The following is a 21231-nucleotide window of genomic DNA, read 5'->3' as shown; positions in this document are numbered from 1 at the left end:
GCGCAAGGTGAGGCGGACCGCACCCCGGCTCAGCTTTTGACCACTCCGAGGTGCAGACCGCCAGCAGTGGAGCTCAGTCCACGATCGGCAGGTACACCCGGTTCCCGCTCGCCGCGAACTCCTTCGACTTCTGGAGCATCCCCTCCGCGGCCTCCTCGGATGACGCTCCCTCGGCCGCCGCACCGCCGAACCGCTCTGTGATGCTTTGGCTGATCTTCATCGAGGACAACCAAACCCCTGAGATAGCCCGCAAGCAGGACAGGCTCAGAGGATGCCCGCCTGGCCGGCGGCAGTCATCCACGTCGGGAACTCGGACAGGAGCCGGTCGTACAGTTCCTGGTCGGCGACTTTTTCGATGTCATCGACGGCGAAGAATCCCACGTTGTCGACACGGCGGCCCGGCAAGGTGTCGAAGCGCTCCAGCACGCCGTAGTTGGACCGGCCCAGCCCGACGAACTGCCAGAAGATGGGTTCCTCGACCGCATCCCGGAGTTCTTGCTCGATCGCGGCGTTGCGATAGACGCCCCCGTCGGAGAAGAACAGCACCAGGGTAGGGACAGCGGCCGAGTTTTCCCGGACATACATGCGAACTTGGGCGATCGCCTTCTGCTCTTCGTTCTGGATGCCGACCGTCCGCATGTCAACCTGACCGGCTTCCAGCCCCTTGCTCGGCTTCTTGCTGCGCCGGAAGAGGCTCAGCTGTCCCACCCTGACGTGCAGCCGCAGCCATTCGGGGAGCTCGCCCAGACGCAAGTCGGGGAGTCGCGCGGCGTTCGAAGCGAACGTCCAGGCTTGCATCTCTCCATCGTCGTCAAGCTGTGCGGCAACCGCCGCCATACGCTCCACCACGTCGTTCACGACACCCTTGGAGTAAAGGAAGGACATCGAACCGGAAGCGTCCAGTACCAGGATGACGCGTGCGGTGACCCCGGCTCCTCCATGCTTCCTCAGACTGATCGCCACCTGCTCCTTGCGCAGGGACAGACGCTTTCGCATGTCCACGGGCAGCCGTTCCTCGCCCTTGCTGATGCGAGGGCCGACAGGTGTCGTGGCTGGGGCAGGCGGTGCCGGAACTGGTGGCGTCGAGTCAGCGGACATGCCCGAGGGGGCATCGTCGACGGTGATCCCGAAATCGGTTGCCAGCCCAGTAAGACCGGAGGCATAGCCCTGCCCGACCGCGCGGAACTTCCACCGGCCCGCCCGCAGGTACAGCTCGCCACCGATGAGCGCGGTCTCCGTCCCGGCCTCTATGCCGAACCGTGCGATTTCGATCCGCGTCCCGGCTTCCAGGAGCCTCATGACCAGCCCAGGCACCTGACCGAACGTCCCACCGTCGGCAGACGCACACAACACGACCCGCTCGACGGCCGGCTCCAGCGAGTTCAGGTCCACCTCGACCGTGTCCGTCATTACTCCGGCGGCACTCTGTTTTCCCAGGTGCGTCACGGCGTTCGACGCGTGTAGTGGCTGGTTGTAGAAAACGAAGTCACCATCGCCACGAACGCGTCCGGCCGCCGTGAGCAGCAAGGCTGAGGCGTCGACATCGGGCACACTGGGTCCCTCGGACCAAGCCATCTCGACGTGCACCACAGGAGAATCGACGGGAAGGTTAGCGCCCTTGCTCAGTGCTCTCGCTGTCATGGAGTCAGTCTGCACAGCCAAGAGAGCCAAAGGGCAGCCCCATGAGGGCTCATGGGAAGCGATGCCCCGGAGGACCGGGGCATCGAACCCTGGTCTCAGTCCGCGATCGGCAGGTACACCCGGTTCCCGCTCGCCGCGAACTCCTTCGACTTCTGGAGCATCCCCTCCGCGACCTCCTCGGGTGACGCCCCCTCAACCGCCGCACCACCGAACCGCTCTGTGATGCTTTGGCTAATCTTCATCGAGCAGAACTTCGGCCCGCACATCGAGCAGAAGTGGGCCGTCTTCGCCGGCTCCGCCGGAAGCGTCTCGTCGTGGAACTCGCGGGCCGTGTCCGGGTCGAGGGCGAGGTTGAACTGGTCCTCCCACCGGAACTCGAAGCGGGCGTCGGACAGCGCGTCGTCCCACTCCTGGGCGCCCGGGTGGCCCTTGGCGAGGTCGGCCGCGTGGGCTGCGATCTTGTAGGTGATGACGCCGGTCTTGACGTCGTCCCGGTTGGGCAGGCCGAGGTGCTCCTTCGGCGTGACGTAGCAGAGCATCGCCGTGCCCCACCAGGCGATCATCGCGGCGCCGATGCCGGAGGTGATGTGGTCGTACGCCGGCGCGACGTCCGTGGTCAGCGGGCCGAGCGTATAGAACGGAGCTTCATCGCAGATCTCCTGCTGAAGGTCGATGTTCTCCTTGATCTTGTGCATCGGGACGTGGCCCGGGCCTTCGATCATGGTCTGTACATCGAAACGCTTGGCGATCCGGTTGAGTTCCCCGAGTGTGCGCAGTTCCGCGAACTGGGCCTCGTCGTTGGCGTCCGCGATGGAGCCGGGGCGCAGCCCGTCGCCCAGTGAGTACGTGACGTCGTAGGCGGCGAGGATCTCGCAGAGTTCCTCGAAGTTCTCGTACAGGAACGACTCCTTGTGGTGCGCGAGGCACCAGGCCGCCATGATCGAGCCGCCGCGCGAGACGATGCCGGTCTTGCGGTTGGCCGTGAGCGGCACGTACGGCAGGCGCACACCCGCGTGGACGGTCATGTAGTCCACGCCCTGCTCGGCCTGTTCGACGACCGTGTCCTTGTAGATCTCCCAGGTCAGTTCCTCGGCCCTGCCGTCGACCTTCTCCAGTGCCTGGTAGAGCGGCACCGTGCCGATGGGGACGGGGGAGTTGCGCAGCACCCACTCGCGGGTGGTGTGGATGTTGCGGCCGGTGGAGAGGTCCATGACCGTGTCGGCGCCCCAGCGGGTCGCCCAGGTCATCTTCTCGACCTCCTCCTCGATGGAGGAGGTGACCGCGGAGTTGCCGATGTTGGCGTTGACCTTCACCAGGAACCGCTTGCCGATGATCATCGGCTCGATCTCCGGGTGGTTGACGTTGGCGGGCAGTACGGCCCTGCCCGCCGCGATCTCCTCGCGGACCACCTCGGGAGAGACGTTCTCGCGGATGGCCACGTACTCCATCTCCGGGGTGATCTCGCCCCGGCGGGCGTACGCGAGCTGCGTCACCGCCTCGCCTCCCCGGCTGCGGCGCGGCTGGCGCGGGCGGCCCGGGAAGACCGCGTCCAGGTTGCGCAGGCCACCACGCGGCGAGGTGTGCTTGATTCCGTCGTCCTCGGGACGGACGGGCCGGCCCGCGTACTCCTCGGTGTCGCCGCGGGCGACGATCCAGTTCTCCCGCAGCGGCGGCAGGCCCCTGCGGACGTCGGTCTCGACGAGCGGATCGGTGTACGGACCCGAGGTGTCGTAGAGCGTCACCGACTGCCCGTTGGTGAGATGCACCTGACGGACCGGCACCCGCAGATCGGGGCGGGAGCCCGCGACATACCCCTTGTGCCAGCCGATGGACTTCCCGGCCTCCGGGGACGTTTCGCCCGCGATGGGCTGTTCGTCCTGGCTGAAGGCAGGCGTGCGTGCGTCCTTGTTGGTCATGAGACCTACTCCCTACGCCGGCATTACCCGGTAACAGGTTCAGCGGTCGACGCAGCGGCTTCCGTCGGGCGGCGTTTCCTGTGAAACATCACTCGTTCCACGTGAAACATCGCGAATACGGAGGTCAGCGCCCTCTCAGCCCGGTGCTCCGAGCTCCCGCGTGTGCAAAGGTGCCTCCACGCTAGCGTCAATTCGGGCGCGGTGAACAGAGGGCCCCTGCCGTTCTTGCGATGATCGGGCGGTGACCTCGACACAGCAGCACCCCTATCCGCCCCCCGACCCGCGGCGCGGCAACGGCGCCCCGCAGGGCGGCGGACCCGGCCACGGGGGCCGTGGTGCCGGTGACGGACACATCCACGGGCAGGGCGAGCAGTACGGCCAGGGGCACGCCCTCAGCCACGCCCAGCACCACGACAACGGCGATGCCCACGGCCACGGTGAGGCCCATGGCCACGCGCCACACGGCCAGGCCTACGGCCACTCGCCCGCTCCGGGCCCCGACCAGGGCGGCTCCGGGCCCGGCGGCGGTCACGGCCACTCGCACGGGCACAGCCACGGACCCGCCGCGCCCGTCTCCAAGCATCTGCGCAAGGTCATCGCGGCGATCCTCATCCCCTTCACCGCCGCGGTCGTGGTCGGCCTGGTGGTGCTGTGGCCCGGCGGTGCCCCGCCGCACGAGCGCACCGGCGTCGGCTTCGACCGCCAGACGCAGGCGGCGACGGTCACCAAGGTCGTCTCGGTCAGCTGCAAGTCGGTCAACGCCTCCGGCGGCGGCTCGACCGGCGACACCTCCACCGCCGACGGCACCTCCTCGAAGGAGGAGGACAGCACCTGCAAGAAGGCCACGGTCCGGGTCGACACCGGCAAGGACAAGGGCCGTACCTTCACCGAGATCGTGCAGCCCGACCAGTCGCGGCAGTTGCACGAGGGCGAGCAGGTCGTGGCCGCGTACGAGCCCTCCGCGCCCAAGGACCTGCAGTACTCGGTGACCGACGTGAACCGGAAGTTCCCGATGGCGCTGCTGGCCGGGATCTTCGCGATCGCCGTCGTGGTGGTGGGCCGGCTGCGCGGTGTGATGGCGCTGGTCGCGCTGGCCGTCAGCTTCCTGGTGCTGACCATGTTCATCCTGCCGGGGATCCTGCAGGGCTCGAATCCGCTGCTGATGGCGGTGGTCGGGTCGAGCGCCATCATGCTGATCGCCCTGTACATCTGCCACGGGCTGTCGGCCCGGACCTCGGTGGCGGTGCTCGGCACGCTGGTCTCACTGTGCCTGATCGGCCTGCTCGGCTCGGAGTTCATCGACTGGGCCGCGCTCACCGGCAACACCGACGACAACACCGGCCTGATCCACGGCCTGTACCCGTCGATCGACATGAGCGGCCTGTTGCTGGCCGGTGTCATCATCGGTTCGCTGGGTGTCCTGGACGACGTGACGGTGACCCAGACCTCGGCCGTCTGGGAGCTGCACGAGGCCAACCCGACGATGGGCTGGCGTGGGCTGTACCGGGCGGGCATCCGCATCGGCCGCGACCACATCGCCTCCGTCGTCAATACCCTCGTGCTGGCCTACGCGGGCGCCGCGCTGCCCCTGCTGCTGCTCTTCTCGATCGCGCAGAGCAGTGTGGCCACGGTCGCCAACAGTGAGTTGGTGGCCGAGGAGATCGTGCGCACCCTGGTCGGCTCGATCGGTCTGGTCGCCTCGGTCCCGGTCACCACGCTGCTCGCGGCCCTGGTGGTGTCGGCCGACCGGCCGGGCACCGGGACAGCCGTGTCCGTGGAGACCGCTCCTGCCGGGTCGGCCGCGGCGCGCGGCGGGCGGGGGCGGCGCCGCAAGCGGTGAGGCGCGGTGGACGGCCCGGGAGGAGGCCGTCCACGAGGTGGGGGCGCGGACGGTGCGCCGGTGAGGAGAAGCGTTCCGGCAAGGGCCGCGCAGGGAAGCGCTGAAGCGTTCCTGCGCGTCCTCACGCGGTTCGGACGAGCGGCGCGCGGCTCCGTGCCGTAAACGCTTCAGCCGGCGCTTGGTTCCTCGGCCAGGATGCGGTCCAGGGCCTCGTCGAGGTGGGCGTCGAAGTCGGCGAGCGAGCCCTCCTGGCCGAGCGGCACCAGCTTGTCCGTACGGTCGAGGAAGGCCACCAGCGGGGGCGCGGAGGACCGGAACACCGCCTGGTCGCCGCCGACCTGAAGCCGGATCAGCACCTCGCCCAGCACCTCGGAATCGGCGGGCGCGATGTGCACATCGCCCTCCCCGCACGGCCGCCCCACCCCGTCGATCAGCAGCTCCCGGCCGAAGGCCCAGGTCACCGGAGCGTCCCCGGGCAGATGGAAGGTGAGCCGGACGGCATAGGGATCACAGGTCTCGTAGCGCAACTCCACGGGGATGCGGAAGGAGAGCTCCTCCGAGACGAGAAAGCTCATCATGACTTCTGCTTGTACGGACTCGCGCATTGCCTACCCCGTCATATGACACCGACTGGCCGGGATTTATCCCTTGATGGTGGTCAAATCTTGCTGAACGTACACGGGAGATCACAAGGAGTGAGTTTTCAGATACTGATAGCGATCGACAGGGATCCCAGATGCCGGCCCACTTCTGCCTGCAACTGCCGGACGGCGGGCAGCAGCCGGTCGGCCTGGTGGAGAGGGAGAGAAATGGCGATCGTGGCGGCCGTGGTGCCGACGGTGAGGGGGATCGCCGCACACACCGTTCCCAGCGCGTACTCCTGGCGCTCCACCACCGGCTCCATCCGCCGCGTCCGCTCCAGCCGTCGCAGCAGCGTCTGGTCGTCACGGACCGTGTACGCGGTGAGGGGCCGCACGGGATACCGGCTCAGGTGCTCGCGGCGGACGTCCTCGTCCAGCTGGGAGAGGAGACACTGGCCGACGGCGTGCGCGTGCCCGGTCTCGCGGAAGCCGGCCCACTCCTCGACCGCCGGGGTGGCCGGGGAGTCGGAGATGCTCATGACCTCGATCTCGCCGTCCCGGTACATGGCGTAGTACACGGGAACACCGATCGAATCCCGCCAGTGGGCGAGGGTGTCGACGACCGCGCTGCGACGTTTCTGCTGCGCTCCGCTGCTGCTCAGCCGCTCCGCCGCCTCACCGAGGAAGAACAGCCCCTTGTCACGGCGCAGATAGCCCTCGTGCACCAGGGTGCGCAGCAGGTGGTAGGCGGTGGGCAGGGCGAGGCCGGTCTCGCGGGCCAGTTGCTTGGCGGGTGCGCCGTGCTCGTGTCCGGCAACACACTCCAGCAGGCGCATCGCGCGCTGCACGGAGCCGATGAGGGTGGCCGAATGCGGCTGTACGGAATCGGCCGGGGAGGCCGGCCGCTGTACGGGGGGTGAGCCGGAACTGCGTTGGGTCGGGGGCGGGGGATGTTCCGTGGGTGCGGAGGTGGCGTCAAGCGTGGCCAAGGGTCACTCCCGGAGCGCGAGGGGGTCAGCGACTCTAACCGTCCACCGCCGCTCCCGGTCGGCCCGTGAGGGAAACTTCCCTCGCCCGAGGGAACCGGTGACTCCTGTTACCGGCCACCGATTCCCACGGTCCTCACCAGTCGCTCTTCGACGAGGAGTTCGATATGAACTTCCGCACGATGTAGATCAGTCCGCCGACCAGGGCCACGAAGATCAGCAGCTTGAAGAGCAGGAAGACCACCCAGCTGATCACGGCCGTGATCAGGCCGCCGAACACCACCAGCGCGATGACCGGCACCGCGATCCACTTCACCCACCACGGCAGACCCGTGAAGATCTCTCGCATTGCCCTGTCCTCCGCTTTCTCGTGCGCTCCGGCACGTACGGTCTCGTGCGTCCCGCACGATGCGATGTCCTGCACCCGATGCTAGAGCCGCGAAGGGGTCGTACGGGGGCCCTGGATCCCTTGTCCTCCCCTGACCCTTCCCCTAGGGAACCCCGAGGCCCGGGGTCAGGCCTCGGGGGGAGAGAAGACGACCAGAACCCGCAGATCCTCGCTGATGTGATGGAACTTGTGGGCCACCCCGGCCGGCACGTACACCACGCTGCCCCGCGCCACCTGCGTGGTCTCCATGCCCACGGTGACCGCGGCACGGCCGCTGACGACGAAGTAGACCTCGTCCTGGTTGTGCGGCTGCTGCGGGTCGTGCGAGCCCGCGTCGAGGGCGTAGAGGCCGACCGACATGTTCCGCTCCCGCAGGAACTGCAGGTAGGCCCCGTCGTTGGCGGCCCGCTCCGCCTCCAGTTCGTCCAGCCGGAATGCCTTCATCGCCGTTGTCGCCCTCGCATCACTATTTGCATCCGATCTCTTCTGTCACGATCAGACACATGAAGAATTTCGTAGTCAAGACGATCGCCAACGCGGGCGCCCTGGCGGTCGCCGTATGGCTGCTCGACAAGATCACCCTGACCGGCGACAGCACCGCCAAGAAGGTCTGGACGCTGATCCTGGTCGCCCTGGTCTTCGGCCTGGTCAACTTCCTGGTCAAGCCGATCGTGAAGATCCTGACCTTCCCGCTGTTCATCCTCACGCTCGGCCTGATCACCCTGGTGGTCAACGCGCTGATGCTGCTGCTGACGTCGTGGGTGTGCGACAAGCTCGACCTGAGCTTCCACGTCGAGGGCTTCTGGACGGCCGTCCTCGGCGGTCTGATCATCTCGATCGTGTCCTGGGCCCTCAACATGGTCCTTCCCGACTCGGACTGAGCGCCCGATGACCTACCGCGTCTGCTTCGTCTGCACCGGCAACATCTGCCGCTCCCCGATGGCCGAATCCGTCTTCCGTGCCCGCCTGGCCGAGGCCGGGCTCGACGACCGTGTGGAGGCCGACAGCGCCGGCACCGGCGGCTGGCACGAGGGCGACGGCGCCGACCCGCGCACCGCCCGTGTCCTCGAGGAGCACGGCTACGACAGCGAGCACACCGCCCGCCAGTTCCAGGCGTCCTGGTTCGCCCGCCTCGACCTCGTGATCGCCCTCGACTCCGGCCACCTCAAGTCCCTGCGCCGCCTCGCTCCCACCGAGGAGGACGCGCGCAAGGTGCGGCTGCTGCGCTCGTACGCCCGCCCGTCGCCCGACCACCGCCCCTCAACGAGTGCTTCGCACGCACCTTCTGAATCCGCCGGTGACGACCTGGACGTACCGGATCCGTACTACGGCGGTCTGGACGGCTTCGAGGAGTGTCTTGAGATGGTGGAGGCGGCGAGCGAGGGTCTGCTCGCCGCGGTACGGGCCGAAGTGGAGGGAACAGCGGCATGAGCGACGCGACCATGGGCGAGGGCACGCGCGCGGTGCGCGCGGGGCTGCCCGAGCCGGTCAAGAACGAGCCGACCCTGCCCGGGCCGGTCTTCGCCGCGCACTTCCATCTGCCCGGCGAGGTGAGCGGGCCGTACGCCTATGGCCGCGAGGAGAACCCGACCTGGACCCATCTGGAGCGGGCCATCGGCGAGTTGGAGGCACCCGGCGAGAGCGTGGAGACGCTGGTGTTCGCATCCGGCGTGGCGGCCATCGCGGCGGTGCTCTTCTCCCAGCTGCGCGCCGGGGACGCGGTCGTGCTGCCCTCCGACGGCTACCAGGTGCTGCCGCTGGTCCGTGCCCAGCTGGAGGCGTACGGCATCGAGGTGCGCACCGCGCCGACCGCCGGCGACGCCCAGCTCGACGTCCTGGACGGCGCGAAGCTGCTGCTGATCGAGTCGCCGTGCAACCCCGGGCTCGACGTCTGCGACATCCGGCGGCTCGCCGAGGCGGCACACGCGCGTGGCGCCCTGGTCGCCGTCGACAACACCCTCGCCACCCCGCTCGGCCAGCGGCCGCTGGCGCTGGGCGCCGACTTCTCCATGGCCAGCGGCACCAAGCAGCTCACCGGCCACGGGGACGTCCTGCTGGGGTACGTCGCCGGGCGCGACGCGGAGGCCATGGCCGCCGTACGCCGCTGGCGCAAGATCATCGGGGCGATCTCGGGGCCCATGGAAGCCTGGCTGGCCCATCGCTCCCTCGCCACCCTCCAGTTGCGGGTGGACCGGCAGAACGCGACCGCCCTGCTGCTCGCGGAGGCGCTGCGCGAGCGGCCCGAGGTGACCGCCCTGCGCTACCCGGGGCTGTCCGACGACCCCGCGCACAAGATCGCCTCGCAGCAGATGCGCCGCTACGGCTCGGTGATCTCCTTCACGCTGCCCACGCGCGCGCGTGCCGAGCGTTTCCTCGAGTCCCTGCGGCTGGTCGACGACGCGACGAGCTTCGGCGGGGTGCGTTCCACGGCCGAGCGGCGGCGGCGCTGGGGCGGGGACGACGTACCGGACGGGTTCATCCGGCTCTCGGTCGGGGCCGAGGATCCCGAAGATCTCGTGGCCGATGTGCTGCGCGCCCTCGACGAGTCGGACCGCTGACCGGATTACGGACGTCCCCACGGGTCCGGCTACGCATAACGGACGGTCCGAGCCTCCCCCCTCGTGGCTCGGACCGTCCCGGTTCTCGCGCGCCAAGAACCGCGCGACCAAGGCTAGTTGACTCTGCGTCAGTGTCCAATCACTGTAGCGACAGAGACCTATCGACTTATTTATAGTTGAGGGCCTGCCCGGGGGCCGGAAAAGGGCAGGCCGAACGGGAGGGCGTGCGATGGATCTGGCCTTGCTGCGCACCTTCGTCACCGTGCACCGGGCCGGCTCCTTCACCCGCGCCGCCGCGCTGCTCGGCCTCTCGCAGCCGGCCGTGACCTCCCAGATCCGGACCCTGGAACGGCAACTGGGCCGACCGCTCTTCCTGCGCCAGGCCCGTGGGGTGACCCCCACGACCATCGGCGACGAACTCGCCCACAAGGCTGCCCCGCATCTCGACGCCCTCGTGGAGATAGCGGAACGCGGTCTCGACGACGACTCCTCGGTGCGTACCCTGCACCTCGCCGGTCCGCCCGAGTTCACCGCCGAGCGCGCCCTCCCGGCTCTCGCGGAGCTCGCCGGGGACGACGGCCAGGGCTTCGCGCTGCGTGCCTCGTTCGGGAACGCCGAGGAGACCCTGGAAGGGCTGTCCGCCGGCCACCATGACCTGGCCATCAGTACGATCCGGCCGCGCGGCGCCCTGCTCACCGCCGCCGCGCTCTGCGACGAGGAGCATGTACTGGTCGCCGCTCCGCGCTGGGCCGAGGAGATCGGCGCCGGCACGGTACGCGGCAAGGGCGCGGCCGCCCTGGAGAACCTCCCGGTCGTCGAGGTCCATGAGTCGCTGCCGTTCGTCTCGCGCTACTGGGGCTCCGTCTTCGACACGCGTCCGGCCGCCTCGGGCACGGTCGTGGTACCGGATCTGCGCGCGGTCCTCGCCTGTGCGGTCGCGGGTGCCGGCCTCGCCGTGCTGCCCCGGTATCTGTGCACGGCCGCCCTGGAGCGCGGCGAGGTCGTGGCACTGCACGATCCCGCGGTGCCTCCGCTGCGGACGTACTTCCTTGTGGTGCGCACCGGCACGCTCGCCATGCCGCATGTGGCACGAGCGCACGAGTGGCTCCAGCACGCGGCCGCGGACTGGGGCTGAGCGCGTTCTGCGGGGTTGACGCAATGCGGCCGTGCGGTGGCGCCTCGCTATGTTTCACGTGGAACCAGCTGGGCCACATTTCTCCCATGACCGTCCGACCCGTGGTCAAGCGCACCGCCCGTGCCGTTCTCCTGGACGGCGACGACCTGATTCTGATCAAGCGCACCAAGCCCGGTGTCGATCCCTACTGGGTTACGCCTGGTGGCGGGGTCGAACCGGAGGACACCACCGTCGTCGACGCCCTGCACCGCGAGGTGGACGAGGAGCTCGGCGCCAAGATCACCGATGTGGTGCCCTGCTTCGTGGACACCGTGGAGCACATCGGTGACAGCGGCAGCGCGACCGGTGTGAAGGTGCAGCACTTCTTCGTCTGCCGGCTGGAGTCCATGGACCCGGCCCTGCGGCACGGCCCCGAAGTCGACGAACCCGCCGGTGAGTACGAGATCGTGCGTGTCCCCTTCACCCGTGTCGGGATCGCCTCCGTCCATCTCGTACCGCTGTCGCTGCGGCACTACCTGGACGGCAACATCGAGGGCGTGCGGGCCATGCACGCTCCCGACCTCGGGTGACGGGTCAGTCGCCGACGACGACCAGCTCCTCGACCGAGTCGTGCCGGATGCGGTGCGCGGGGACGCCTGCGGCCCGTAGCGCGGTGATCCCGTTGCGGATCATGCCGGGCGGGCCGGAGAGATAGGCGTCGTACTCGATCCACGGGCCGTAGCCGCGGATGGCGTCGGGGAGCTGGAGGTGCGCCCGCTGGTCGACGACCGCGCGGACCGCGAGCCAGGGATGGCTCTGCTGGAGCCGAAGCAGCGTGTCGATGTCGTACAGGTCGTGGTCGGTGCGGGCGCCGTAGAACACCTCGACCGGACGGCGCGAGCCGCGTTCGGCGATGTCTTCGACCATCGCCTTGATGGGTGCGATGCCGGTGCCGCCGCCCAGGCAGAGCAGTCCGTTGTCCCGTGTGTGGTCGACGGTCATCGAACCACCGGCCGGGCCGAGGCGGACGACGTCACCGGGGCGGGCGCGGTGCACCAGCGAGTTCGAGACCCAGCCTGCCGGGACGGCCTTCACATGGAACGTGAGCAGGCCGTCCGAGCGGGGCGCGGAGGCGAAGGAGTAGTGCCGCCACACCCGTGGCCACCAGGGTGTCTCCAGGCTCGCGTACTGCCCGGCGAGGAAGGGGTACGGCTGGTCCGGGCGGAGCGTGAGCACCGCGACGTCCGCGGTCCTGAGGTCGTGGGCGACGATCTCCGCGTGCCACCAAGCCGGTGCGCGCAGTTCGTCCGTGGCCGCCGCGTCGATCATCACCTGGGACATCGTCGTGTACGTCCGTACCCAGGCCGCCTCCGTCTCGGGATCCCAGCAACCCGAGGCGTACTTGCTCAGTGCGCCGATGAGGCACTCGCCGACGGCCGGGTAGTGCTCGGCCCGGGTGCCGTACTTGCGGTGGCCGCGGCCCAGGTTCTGGAGGTATTCGACCAGGACGGGCGGGTTGTCGATGTGCTCGGCCGCGGTGAGCAGCGCCTTCAGCAGCCGGTCCCGCTGGGTGTCCATGGCGGCCGGGAACAGCGAACGCAGTTCGGGGTGGCGGACGAAGAGCAGTGCGTAGAAGTACGAGGTGACCTTGTCGGCGATCGGACCTATCTCGGCCATGGTGCCGCGGATACGGATCGCGTCCGGGGAGACGTCCCGCGGCTGCCCTGCGCTCCGCTGTGGCGGGACGCGCTGTTCGAAAGAGCCGGGCGCAGGATGCCCGGTCGCGGGAGCGAAGGGGCCGGGTGCCGCGTGCTGTCCGGCGGACGGGGCCTGAGCGGCTCCCTGAAGGCGCGTCGGCTCCGCCGCCTGCCGTATTCGCTCCCGGGGCTCTGTAGGCACGAGAGGGCGGCCCTGAGGCGGTTCCTGTCCGCCCCTCGGCGCCACACCCGGGGGCCCGGCGGAAGGGTCGGCCGCGGGCCCGTCGTGGGACGTGAACCAGTTGCCTCCGCCGGCCCCGTCGTTGCCCGCCGACGTGGTGGTCGGAGCGTCCATGGTGTGCCCTCGCCTCGAACATCTTGCGGTCGGTCTGCGCACTTCACTCGGAAGGTGCTTGCTTTCCCCCGTTGACGGCTAGCTCTCCCCGGTCGGGCCCTGTGGCCGACACGACCACATTCAACCCGCGATTCCCCCGTGTACGGACAAGTAAGGCGAGAGTGTGACATGGACCGCAACCGCTCCTGCCGGGAGCGTCCTGCCCCGGACGTTAACCGGAGTCGACCCTACCGGCCGTCGCCGCGCGCACAAGTCCCCCCTGTCTCCCCCGTGAAACTGGCAACGGGCGAACCATCGGTTCCCTCAATTACCGGGCGCCGCACGCCAATTCATAGGCACCCCATAGATCCCGGCCCGTGTAGGAGTACGTCGCGAGACCGGCGAGATGTCCGTCCGCATTGACCGCCACGGACACCGGAACCGCGCCGAACAGGTCCCTGTCCGACATCGAGTCGCCGTAGGCGACGCAGTCCGCCCGACCGACCCCGAACTGCTCGCACAGACGGTCCGCGATCGTCACCTTGGCCGCGGCAGTGAGGACTCCCGCCGGATCCACCGGTTCGACGAACGGCACCGCCGGGAAGCGGGATCCGAAAGCCGCATGGGCTCCCCAGTCCAGCAGACGTTCCACGAAGAACGAGGGCGAGAGCGAGACCACCGCGCAGTAGTCCCCCGCTCCCCTGATCTCGGCCCAGACGTCACGGATACGGGCCAGCCACGGCGCACCGTCGAAGGCCGCCGTCACATGTGCTTCGGTCAGATCGGCCCAGAGGGTGTACACCCGCGCCGCGTACTCCGGCGGATCTATCCGTCCCGCCGAAATCGCCCGATCAAGCTCCATGGTCTCTGCTTCCAGACCGAGTTGACGGGATATCTCGACGGGTGCGGAGGTGCCGTGCAGCAGAGTGCCGTCGAGATCGAAGAGGTGAAGTCTCGCCATGGGCCCGAGGCTAACGGGCAGCGCACAGAGCTCCTTGGTGCGGCACCGCACGGGGGCCATACGGCGATGTTTCACGTGAAACGCCCCACGCCTGTCCAAAGGCTGGGCCGTGGACTACGACATGGCCAAAAGCGCGTGCGTCCTACCTGAAACAGGTGGACGCCGTGGGTGTCGGTCGGCAAGCCTGACCTGCGTGTCAACTCCTTCCGACGCCCCTCTGCCCATTCGCCGACTGACGCCACGCGATCTCAGCGCCTGCGCCGACTTGTCCGAGGATCGGGGGTGGCCCCGTGAGGAACACAAGTGGCGCTTGCTCCTCACGGCCGGGAAGGGATACGGGATCGACGACCCCGGAGGAGGCCTGGTCGCCGCCTGTGTCATCACGGAGTACGGCCCGAGGGAACGCCCGCATCTCGGCGCGGTGGGCATGGTCCTGGTCGCCGAACGACATGCCCGCCGGGGCATCGGGCGCCGGCTGATGCGGCACATCGTCTCGGCGATGGGAACGACTCCGCTGACCCTGTATGCGACGCCGTACGGCCGGCCGCTCTACGAGGAGCTGGGATTCAAGGTCACGGGACGTTCGGAGATGCTCTCCGGACCCTTCACGCCGGGCGGGTCCGAGCCGCGGGTGGTGACCCGGGCGGCCACCGCCGAGGACCTCGGTTCCATCCTCCGGCTGGACGAGGAGGTGTTCGGCGTCGACCGCACCCTCCTCATCACCCGGCTGCCCGCGTTCTCGGACCTGCTGCGCGTCGCCGTGGACGACGGGCGGATCGTCGGATACGCGGCCGCCTGGCCCAACATGGACACGCATGTCGTGGGGCCGCTGATCGCCCGCGACACGGAGACGGCGAAGTCCCTGATCGCCTCGCTCGCCGCCCACACCGACCGCCCGCTCCGTACCGACATCGACATCCGGCACGAGGAACTGCTGGCCTGGGCGAAGGACCGCGGGCTGGCCTCCGTCGCCATGAACTCGGTGATGACCTACGGAATCACGGAGTCACCGGGGGACTGGACACGGCGGTTCGCGCCGCTGACGGTCGCCGCGGGCTGAGAAGCCTTCGACCACGGCGAACGCCGGCTCCCTGAGGGAGCCGGCGTTCGCCGTCGAGCAGGGGGCTGTCAGGCGAGTGCCGATGCCGCGGCGGAGGCGAAGCCGTGGTCCTGGTCGGGCGCACCGCCGCCGACACCGATCGCCCCGATGAGCCGGCCGTCACGCCGGACGGGGACACCACCGGCGATGAACAGCAGCGGCCTGTCGAGCGCCGTGGGCAGGGTGTGGAAGAGGCCGCCGGGCTGGACGGCGTCTACGAGGTCGGCGGTGGGGGTGTTCAGCTGGAGCGCCGTGTAGGCCTTGCGGGTGCTGGTCTCGCCGGAGATCAGCACGGCGCGGTCGTCCCGCCGGAAGGCCAGCAGATGGCCCCCGGCGTCCAGGACGGTGACGCTGACGGTGACCCCGGCTGCCTCGGCCGCGCGACCGGCCTCGGCGATCAGGAGCTCGGCGTCCTGAGTGGTGAGCGGGGCGACGGTGGTGGTGCTCATGGTTCTCCTTGGATGGTGCTGACGTGCGGTGAGAGATGCGGGCGGTCAGTGGTGAACCGACGCCCGCTGTCCTGCGGGCGTGCCGGCGGCGACCACCGCGCTCGGGGCGCTGTCGCGGCGCTCCAGCGCGGCCGACAGGAAGGCGAGGACGAGGGCGGCCGCGGCGAGGGCGGCGCCGACCCAGTTGGGTGAGGTGTAGCCGAAGCCCGCGGCGATCACGATGCCGCCGAGCCAGGCGGACAGGGCGTTGCCGAGGTTGAAGGCGCCGATGTTCACGGCCGAGGCCAGGGTGGGAGCGCCGTGCGCCTGGTCCAGGACGCGCTTCTGGAGCGGCGGGACGGTGGCGAAGCCCAGGGCACCGATCAGGGCGACGGTCACAGCGGCCGCGATCTTGCTGTGCGCGGTGAGCGGGAAGAGGGCGAGGACGACCGCCAGGGCGCCCAGGGACACATACAGCATGGGCATCAGGGCGCGGTCGGCGAACTTGCCGCCGATCAGGTTGCCGCCGACCATGCCGAGGCCGAAGAGGACCAGCAGCCAGGTGACGGAGCCGTCGGCGAAACCGGTGACATGGGTCATCATCGGCGCGATGTAGGTGATGGCCGCGAAGACCCCGCCGAAGCCGAGGACGGTCATCGCCATGGCGAGCAGGACCTGAGTGTTCTTGAAGGCGGCCAGCTCGTGCCGCAGGTGCACGCCCTGCGGCTTGGGCAGCTCGGGGACCAGCTTGGCGATACCGGCCAGGCCGACGACGCCGAGGGCGGCGACGATGCCGAAGGTGACGCGCCAGCCGGCGTGCTGCCCCACGAGGGTGCCCAGCGGGACGCCGATGACGTTGGCGACGGTGAGGCCGGTGAACATCATCGCGATGGCCCCTGCCTTCTTGCTCGGTGCAACCAGCTCGGCCGCCACGACCGAGCCGATGCCGAAGAAGGCGCCGTGGGCGAGGGAGGCGACCACCCGGCCGATCAGCATGACGGCGAAGACGGGGGCCACGGCGGTCAGCAGGTTGCCGGCGATGAAGAAGCCCATCAGCAGCATCAGCATCCGCTTGCGGGGAACCCTCGTGCCCAGCACGGTCATCAGCGGGGCACCGATCACCACACCGAGCGCGTAGCCGGTGACGAGCAGGCCGGCGGTCGGGATGGAGACCCCGAAGTCACCCGCGACCTCGGGCAGCAAGCCCATGATCCCGAATTCGGTCGTTCCGATTCCGAAGGCCCCGATCGCGAGGGCCAGAAGCGCGAGAGGCATGGAGGTACGACCTTCCCAGACGATTGCAGGTGCGCTTTGCGTGCGTTCACAATAATTGCAGACGCGGGCTATATGCAAGCGAGGGATATTGCGGGCCTGCTCTATCCTGGGTTCAGCCGCTCCGGGACGGAGGAAAACGCCAATGACAGCGACGGACCCCGCGCTCACCGCCCTAGCCCAGGGCTGGTGCGCCCTCTCCCTGCTCCACGGGAGGATCGAGGCGCACATCGAGCGCGCCCTTCAGACCAAGCACGACCTGAGCGTGCGCGAGTACTCCCTGCTCGACGTGCTCAGCCGGCAGCACGACGGCGAAGGGGGCCATCTGCAGATGAAGCAGGTCGCCGACGCGGTCGTCCTCAGCCAGAGCGCCACCACCCGGCTGGTCACGCGCCTGGAGGACCGAGGCCTCCTGGAGCGCTACCTCTGCCCGACCGACCGGCGTGGCATCTACACCAACGTCACCGAGGCAGGCCTGCGACTGCTGGAAGAGGCTCGCCCCACCAACGACACGGCGCTGCGCGAGGCCCTCGACGGGGCGGCCAGAAACCCGGATCTGGCTCCCCTGGTCCGGGCCGTGGAGTCGCTGCACGTGCCCGCATAGGCTGCGGGTATGGGAGACCTTGACATACGCACCGCGGTCGCCGACGACGTCCCGGCCATCGTCGGCATGCTCGCCGACGACCCGCTGGGCGCCCGGCGGGAGACACCGGACGACCTGGCGCCCTATCTGAGCGCTCTGGAACGACTCAGTGCCGATCCCAACCAGCAGTTGGTCGTCGCCGTCCGCGAAGGGCGCATCGTCGGCACACTCCAACTCACGGTCATTCCCGGGCTGTCGAGGCGCGGTGCCACCCGGTCGATCATCGAAGGCGTGCGTATCCACGCCGACGAGCGCGGCAGCGGGCTGGGCACCCGGTTCATCGAGTGGGCCATCGACGAATCCCGCCGCCAGGGCTGCCAGCTGGTCCAGCTGACCTCGGACACGTCACGGGTCGACGCTCATCGCTTCTACGAGCGGCTCGGTTTCACCGCCTCGCACACAGGCTTCAAGCTCGAAATCTGAACCCCGGCGACTCACAGCCGAGCGGAGCATGCGGGCGGGGGCGGTGTTTCACGTGAAACACCGCCCCCGCCTTCTTGTCCGCTAACCGATCCCCCGCCATCCCTCGGGGTCCACCCCACCGGGCACGGGAGCCGTCTCGTCGTACGGCTGGCGTGTGAACACGAACGATCCGAGGTCCAGGTGGCTCATGGTGCCGTCCGGGCGCCGTACGGGCCGTAGCAGCTCTCCGGCGTAATAGCCCTCCAGGCCGGTCCAGGTGCCGTCGCCGTTGGAGCGGAAACGGGCTCGGCGGCCGGCGCCGGTCAGCGGCCCCAGTGAGACAAGCCCGTCGGCCGACACCCGCAGCACGAAGGCATGTGTTCCCCAGTACCAGGGGCCTGCCAACTCCAGGACGGACGGCTCGACCTGTGTCAGAGGGCGCCATGGCTCGGGGATGCGCGGCTCGGCCTCCGCGACGATACGGACGAGGTCGGCACCGGTGACGGACAGCAGTGGGCCGGAGGTGCAGTTCGCCAGCACCACGGCCGCGACGTCGTCGTCCACGCTGATCGTGAGGTTGGCCAGGAAGCCGGGCAGCGAGCCGGAGTGCCCGACGAGCAGCCTGCCCTCACGGCGCTGGATCTGCAGGCCAAGGCCGTAGGTGGCACCGTCCAGTACGTCGGCGGGCTCCGCGGGGGCTGCCGGGGTGCGCATCTCCCGCACCGACTCGGCGCTCAGCACACGGTCGTCCCCGGCCGCCAGGAACACCGCGAAGCGGGCCAGGTCGCCGGTGGTCGACCAGAGCTGCCCGGCCGGCGCCATCCGCCCGAGGTCCTCCAGCGGCTCCGGCAGCAGGGCGTCGGCCCAGGGATGCACCGCCCAGCCACCCGCGTGCGGCGCCTGCGGCTGGGCGCTCGTGCGGTCGAGGCCCAGAGGCTCGAGCACCTCCCGCCGCAGTACCTCCTCCCAGGGGGCACCGCGGAGTTCCTCGACCAGCGCGCCGAGCAGGGTGTAACCGGGGTTGGAGTAGTGGTGACGGCGGCCGACGGGATGCAGGAGGGGCTGCTCACCGAGCACGTCGCTGAGTTCCGGCCGCAGTGAGCCCGGGGTGCGCTCCCACCAGGGTGCCGGGGACTCGGCCGCCAAGCCGCCGGTGTGCGCGAGGAGTTCGGCGATGTTCGCCTCCCCCGCGCCGGTGCCCGGCAGATGTTTCTCCAACGGGTCGCCGAGGTCGAGCAGCCCCTCGTCGCGCAGCCGGAGCACCAGAACGGCCGTGAACGTCTTGGTGATCGAGCCGATCCGGTACTGCACGTTCTCGTCCGGCCCATGCCCGTCCACCGAGGTCCGCGCCCCGTGCCAGACGGCCCGCCCGCCTCGCACGACCGCCGCCACCAGTGACGGCGCCCGGCCTTCGGACTGGGCCACGGCGATCCGATGCAGCAGCGCCCGCCGGGTGGCGGGGAGCAGCTCTTCCTGGAATGTGGTCATGCGCCCAGTCCACCTGGTGGGCGCACCGTCGTCGAGTCCATTTCGCCGGCACGGATCACGTCGGTGCCGTCCCGGCTCGGATCAGGTCTGCGCCGTCCCGGCTCGGATCAGGTCTGCGCCATGTCCACGAAGCGGGAGTAGTGGCCCTGGAAGGCCACGGTGATCGTCGCCGTCGGGCCGTTTCGGTGCTTGCCGACGATGATGTCCGCCTCGCCCGCGCGGGGCGACTCCTTCTCGTAGGCGTCCTCACGGTGGAGCAGGATGACCATGTCGGCGTCCTGCTCGATGGAGCCGGACTCACGCAGGTCGGACACCATCGGCTTCTTGTCCGTGCGTTGCTCGGGACCACGGTTGAGCTGTGACAGCGCGATCACCGGAACCTCCAGCTCCTTGGCCAGCAGCTTGAGGTTTCGCGACATGTCCGACACTTCCTGCTGACGGCTCTCGGACCGCTTGCCGCCGGACTGCATCAGCTGGAGATAGTCGATGATTACGAGCTTGATGTCGTTGCGCTGCTTCAGCCGACGGCACTTGGCGCGGATTTCCATCATCGACAGGTTCGGGGAGTCGTCGATGTAGAGCGGCGCGGCCGAGACGTCGGGCATCCGGCGGGCCAGCCGGGTCCAGTCCTCGTCGGTCATCGTGCCGGAGCGCATGTGGTGCAGGGCGACCCGGGCCTCGGCGGACAGCAGACGCATCGCGATCTCGTTGCGGCCCATTTCGAGGGAGAAGATGACGCTCGGGAGGTTGTGCTTGATCGACGCGGCGCGTGCGAAGTCCAGCGCGAGGGTGGACTTGCCCATGGCGGGACGCGCGGCGATGACGATCATCTGGCCGGGGTGCAGGCCGTTGGTGAGCGAGTCCAGGTCGGTGAAACCGGTGGGCACGCCGGTCATCTCGCCGGTGCGGGAGCCGATCGCCTCGATCTCGTCGAGAGCGCCCTCCATGATGTCGCCGAGCGGCAGGTAGTCCTCACTGGTCCGCTGCTCGGTGACGGCGTAGATCTCGGCCTGGGCGCTGTTGACGATCTCGTCGATGTCGCCGTCGGCCGCGTATCCCATCTGCGTGATGCGGGTGCCCGCCTCGACCAGACGGCGCAGCACCGCCCGCTCATGGACGATCTCCGCGTAGTACTCGGCGTTCGCCGCCGTCGGCACCGTCTGGACGAGGGTGTGCAGATAGGAGGCGCCGCCGACCTTGTTGATCTCGCCGCGTTTGGTGAGCTCGGCAGCGATGGTGATGGGGTCGGCCGGCTCGCCCTTCGCATAGACGTCGAGGATCGCCTGGTAGATCGTCTCGTGCGCGGGCTTGTAGAAGTCGTGGCCCTTGAGGATCTCGACGACGTCGGCGATGGCGTCCTTGGAGAGCAGCATGCCGCCGAGCACGGACTGCTCGGCGTCCAGGTCCTGTGGGGGAACCCGCTCGAAGGTGGCGCCCCCGCCGTCCCAGTCTCCGCTGTCCCGGCCCCGGTCGTGCCGGTCGTCCCGGCCGCGACCGCCCTCGTCCCGTCGGCGGGAGGCGGGCAGACGATCACCCGGACCGGCGTCGGCCCACGGATCGTCCAAGGGCTCGGAAATGCTCACCGAGCCACCTCCTCCCGTCCGCACCGCGGACCTCGCCATGCCCTCTTTTGTACGGCACGGCACTGACAACCAGGACGCCCCATTCCGGTTCTGGACGCGTCGGTTTTGTGAGGTTTCCGAGGCCGTGACAAGGAGCGGGTGCCGGACCACGTTAGGCCCGCGGGCACCGTCAGCCAATCTGGTTATCCACAGGCCATGTGGACGACCGCCCGTATGCTGTGGAGAACCCGCCAAAACCTGTGCACGACACGGTGGACAGCCCTGTGAACAAGCCCTCGATCCCTGTTCACAACAGCGTCT

The 21231-nt window shown here is 69.2% G+C and carries 22 protein-coding genes; 9 read left to right on the top strand and 13 right to left on the bottom strand.

The window, feature by feature from the left end:
- Positions 1-73: 73 nt before the first annotated feature.
- From ABT137_RS11345 to thiC, 3 genes are all read right to left on the bottom strand, one after another.
- Positions 74-220 carry a hypothetical protein gene (locus ABT137_RS11345; RefSeq protein WP_351706062.1) on the bottom strand — a complete coding sequence of 49 codons (147 nt, stop codon included), beginning with the start codon at positions 218-220 and terminating at the stop codon, positions 74-76.
- A 44-nt stretch (positions 221-264) separates the two neighbouring features.
- The gene (locus ABT137_RS11340) at positions 265-1641 is read right to left on the bottom strand and encodes a VWA domain-containing protein (RefSeq protein WP_351706059.1); all 1377 of its coding nucleotides are present in this window, start codon (positions 1639-1641) and stop codon (positions 265-267) included.
- Between the two features lie 95 nt (positions 1642-1736).
- Positions 1737-3557: a phosphomethylpyrimidine synthase ThiC gene (gene thiC / locus ABT137_RS11335; protein WP_351706056.1), complete on the bottom strand. Its 1821-nt coding sequence runs from the start codon at positions 3555-3557 to the stop codon at positions 1737-1739.
- A 241-nt stretch (positions 3558-3798) separates the two neighbouring features.
- Here thiC and ABT137_RS11330 point away from each other — a divergent pair, with 241 nt between their 5' ends.
- On the top strand, positions 3799-5397 hold the full coding sequence (locus ABT137_RS11330; RefSeq protein ID WP_351706053.1) for a YibE/F family protein: 1599 nt from the start codon (positions 3799-3801) through the stop codon (positions 5395-5397).
- Positions 5398-5564: 167 nt separating this feature from the next.
- Here the strand turns inward: ABT137_RS11330 and ABT137_RS11325 are convergent, their stop codons facing one another.
- The 4 genes from ABT137_RS11325 to ABT137_RS11310 form a co-directional block, all read right to left on the bottom strand.
- Complete coding sequence (locus tag ABT137_RS11325) at positions 5565-6002, bottom strand: SsgA family sporulation/cell division regulator (RefSeq protein ID WP_351706050.1); 438 nt, start codon at positions 6000-6002, stop codon at positions 5565-5567.
- 98 nt (positions 6003-6100) lie between these two features.
- The gene (locus ABT137_RS11320; RefSeq protein ID WP_351706047.1) at positions 6101-6826 is read right to left on the bottom strand and encodes an IclR family transcriptional regulator; all 726 of its coding nucleotides are present in this window, start codon (positions 6824-6826) and stop codon (positions 6101-6103) included.
- Between the two features lie 274 nt (positions 6827-7100).
- Positions 7101-7313, bottom strand: a complete 213-nt coding sequence (locus ABT137_RS11315; RefSeq protein WP_351706044.1) for a DUF5326 family protein — start codon at positions 7311-7313, stop codon at positions 7101-7103.
- Positions 7314-7478: 165 nt separating this feature from the next.
- Positions 7479-7796 carry a cupin domain-containing protein gene (locus ABT137_RS11310; protein ID WP_351706041.1) on the bottom strand — a complete coding sequence of 106 codons (318 nt, stop codon included), beginning with the start codon at positions 7794-7796 and terminating at the stop codon, positions 7479-7481.
- Positions 7797-7855: 59 nt separating this feature from the next.
- Between ABT137_RS11310 and ABT137_RS11305 the strand changes: the two genes are divergently transcribed.
- The 5 genes from ABT137_RS11305 (at position 7856) to ABT137_RS11285 (ending at position 11614) form a co-directional block, all read left to right on the top strand.
- On the top strand, positions 7856-8233 hold the full coding sequence (locus ABT137_RS11305) for a phage holin family protein (protein WP_351706038.1): 378 nt from the start codon (positions 7856-7858) through the stop codon (positions 8231-8233).
- Between the two features lie 7 nt (positions 8234-8240).
- Positions 8241-8783: a low molecular weight protein-tyrosine-phosphatase gene (locus ABT137_RS11300; RefSeq protein ID WP_351706035.1), complete on the top strand. Its 543-nt coding sequence runs from the start codon at positions 8241-8243 to the stop codon at positions 8781-8783.
- On the top strand, positions 8780-9910 hold the full coding sequence (locus ABT137_RS11295; protein ID WP_351706032.1) for a cystathionine gamma-lyase: 1131 nt from the start codon (positions 8780-8782) through the stop codon (positions 9908-9910). Before ABT137_RS11300 ends, ABT137_RS11295 begins: the two co-directional genes overlap by 4 nt.
- 229 nt (positions 9911-10139) lie before the next feature.
- Positions 10140-11045 (top strand): LysR family transcriptional regulator, encoded by a 906-nt coding sequence (locus ABT137_RS11290; RefSeq protein WP_351706029.1) that lies wholly within the window; start codon positions 10140-10142, stop codon positions 11043-11045.
- Positions 11046-11131: 86 nt separating this feature from the next.
- Positions 11132-11614, top strand: coding sequence for an NUDIX domain-containing protein (locus ABT137_RS11285; protein WP_294011603.1), 483 nt, complete (start codon positions 11132-11134; stop codon positions 11612-11614).
- A 4-nt stretch (positions 11615-11618) separates the two neighbouring features.
- On the opposite strand, the gene ABT137_RS11280 is transcribed toward ABT137_RS11285, so the two are convergent.
- Positions 11619-12701 (bottom strand): globin domain-containing protein, encoded by a 1083-nt coding sequence (locus tag ABT137_RS11280; RefSeq protein ID WP_351706026.1) that lies wholly within the window; start codon positions 12699-12701, stop codon positions 11619-11621.
- Between the two features lie 682 nt (positions 12702-13383).
- Positions 13384-14016 carry an HAD family hydrolase gene (locus ABT137_RS11275; protein ID WP_351706023.1) on the bottom strand — a complete coding sequence of 211 codons (633 nt, stop codon included), beginning with the start codon at positions 14014-14016 and terminating at the stop codon, positions 13384-13386.
- Positions 14017-14209: 193 nt separating this feature from the next.
- On the opposite strand from ABT137_RS11275, the gene ABT137_RS11270 reads away from it, so the two are divergent.
- Positions 14210-15076 carry a GNAT family N-acetyltransferase gene (locus tag ABT137_RS11270; RefSeq protein WP_351706020.1) on the top strand — a complete coding sequence of 289 codons (867 nt, stop codon included), beginning with the start codon at positions 14210-14212 and terminating at the stop codon, positions 15074-15076.
- A gap of 68 nt (positions 15077-15144) precedes the next feature.
- Here ABT137_RS11270 and ABT137_RS11265 read toward each other — a convergent pair whose 3' ends face one another.
- Both ABT137_RS11265 and ABT137_RS11260 read right to left on the bottom strand, forming a co-directional pair.
- The gene (locus tag ABT137_RS11265; protein ID WP_351706017.1) at positions 15145-15564 is read right to left on the bottom strand and encodes a GlcG/HbpS family heme-binding protein; all 420 of its coding nucleotides are present in this window, start codon (positions 15562-15564) and stop codon (positions 15145-15147) included.
- Positions 15565-15609: 45 nt separating this feature from the next.
- The gene (locus tag ABT137_RS11260; RefSeq protein WP_351706014.1) at positions 15610-16818 is read right to left on the bottom strand and encodes an MFS transporter; all 1209 of its coding nucleotides are present in this window, start codon (positions 16816-16818) and stop codon (positions 15610-15612) included.
- Positions 16819-16960: 142 nt separating this feature from the next.
- On the opposite strand from ABT137_RS11260, the gene ABT137_RS11255 reads away from it, so the two are divergent.
- Together ABT137_RS11255 and ABT137_RS11250 are read left to right on the top strand one after the other, a co-directional pair.
- Positions 16961-17419 (top strand): MarR family winged helix-turn-helix transcriptional regulator, encoded by a 459-nt coding sequence (locus tag ABT137_RS11255; RefSeq protein ID WP_351706011.1) that lies wholly within the window; start codon positions 16961-16963, stop codon positions 17417-17419.
- 9 nt (positions 17420-17428) lie between these two features.
- Positions 17429-17881: a GNAT family N-acetyltransferase gene (locus ABT137_RS11250; RefSeq protein WP_351706008.1), complete on the top strand. Its 453-nt coding sequence runs from the start codon at positions 17429-17431 to the stop codon at positions 17879-17881.
- 81 nt (positions 17882-17962) lie between these two features.
- Here the strand turns inward: ABT137_RS11250 and ABT137_RS11245 are convergent, their stop codons facing one another.
- Positions 17963-19348: a serine hydrolase domain-containing protein gene (locus ABT137_RS11245; RefSeq protein WP_351706005.1), complete on the bottom strand. Its 1386-nt coding sequence runs from the start codon at positions 19346-19348 to the stop codon at positions 17963-17965.
- Between the two features lie 107 nt (positions 19349-19455).
- On the bottom strand, positions 19456-20931 hold the full coding sequence (dnaB, locus tag ABT137_RS11240) for a replicative DNA helicase (RefSeq protein WP_294011583.1): 1476 nt from the start codon (positions 20929-20931) through the stop codon (positions 19456-19458).
- Between the last annotated feature and the right edge of the window lie 300 nt (positions 20932-21231).

The sequence above is a fragment of the Streptomyces sp. NPDC001980 genome (genome assembly GCF_040296885.1).
In the GTDB taxonomy this organism is placed as follows: domain Bacteria; phylum Actinomycetota; class Actinomycetes; order Streptomycetales; family Streptomycetaceae; genus Streptomyces.
The sequence above is the reverse complement of the archived record's forward strand: the minus strand, read 5'-3'. Positions and strand labels throughout refer to the sequence as shown.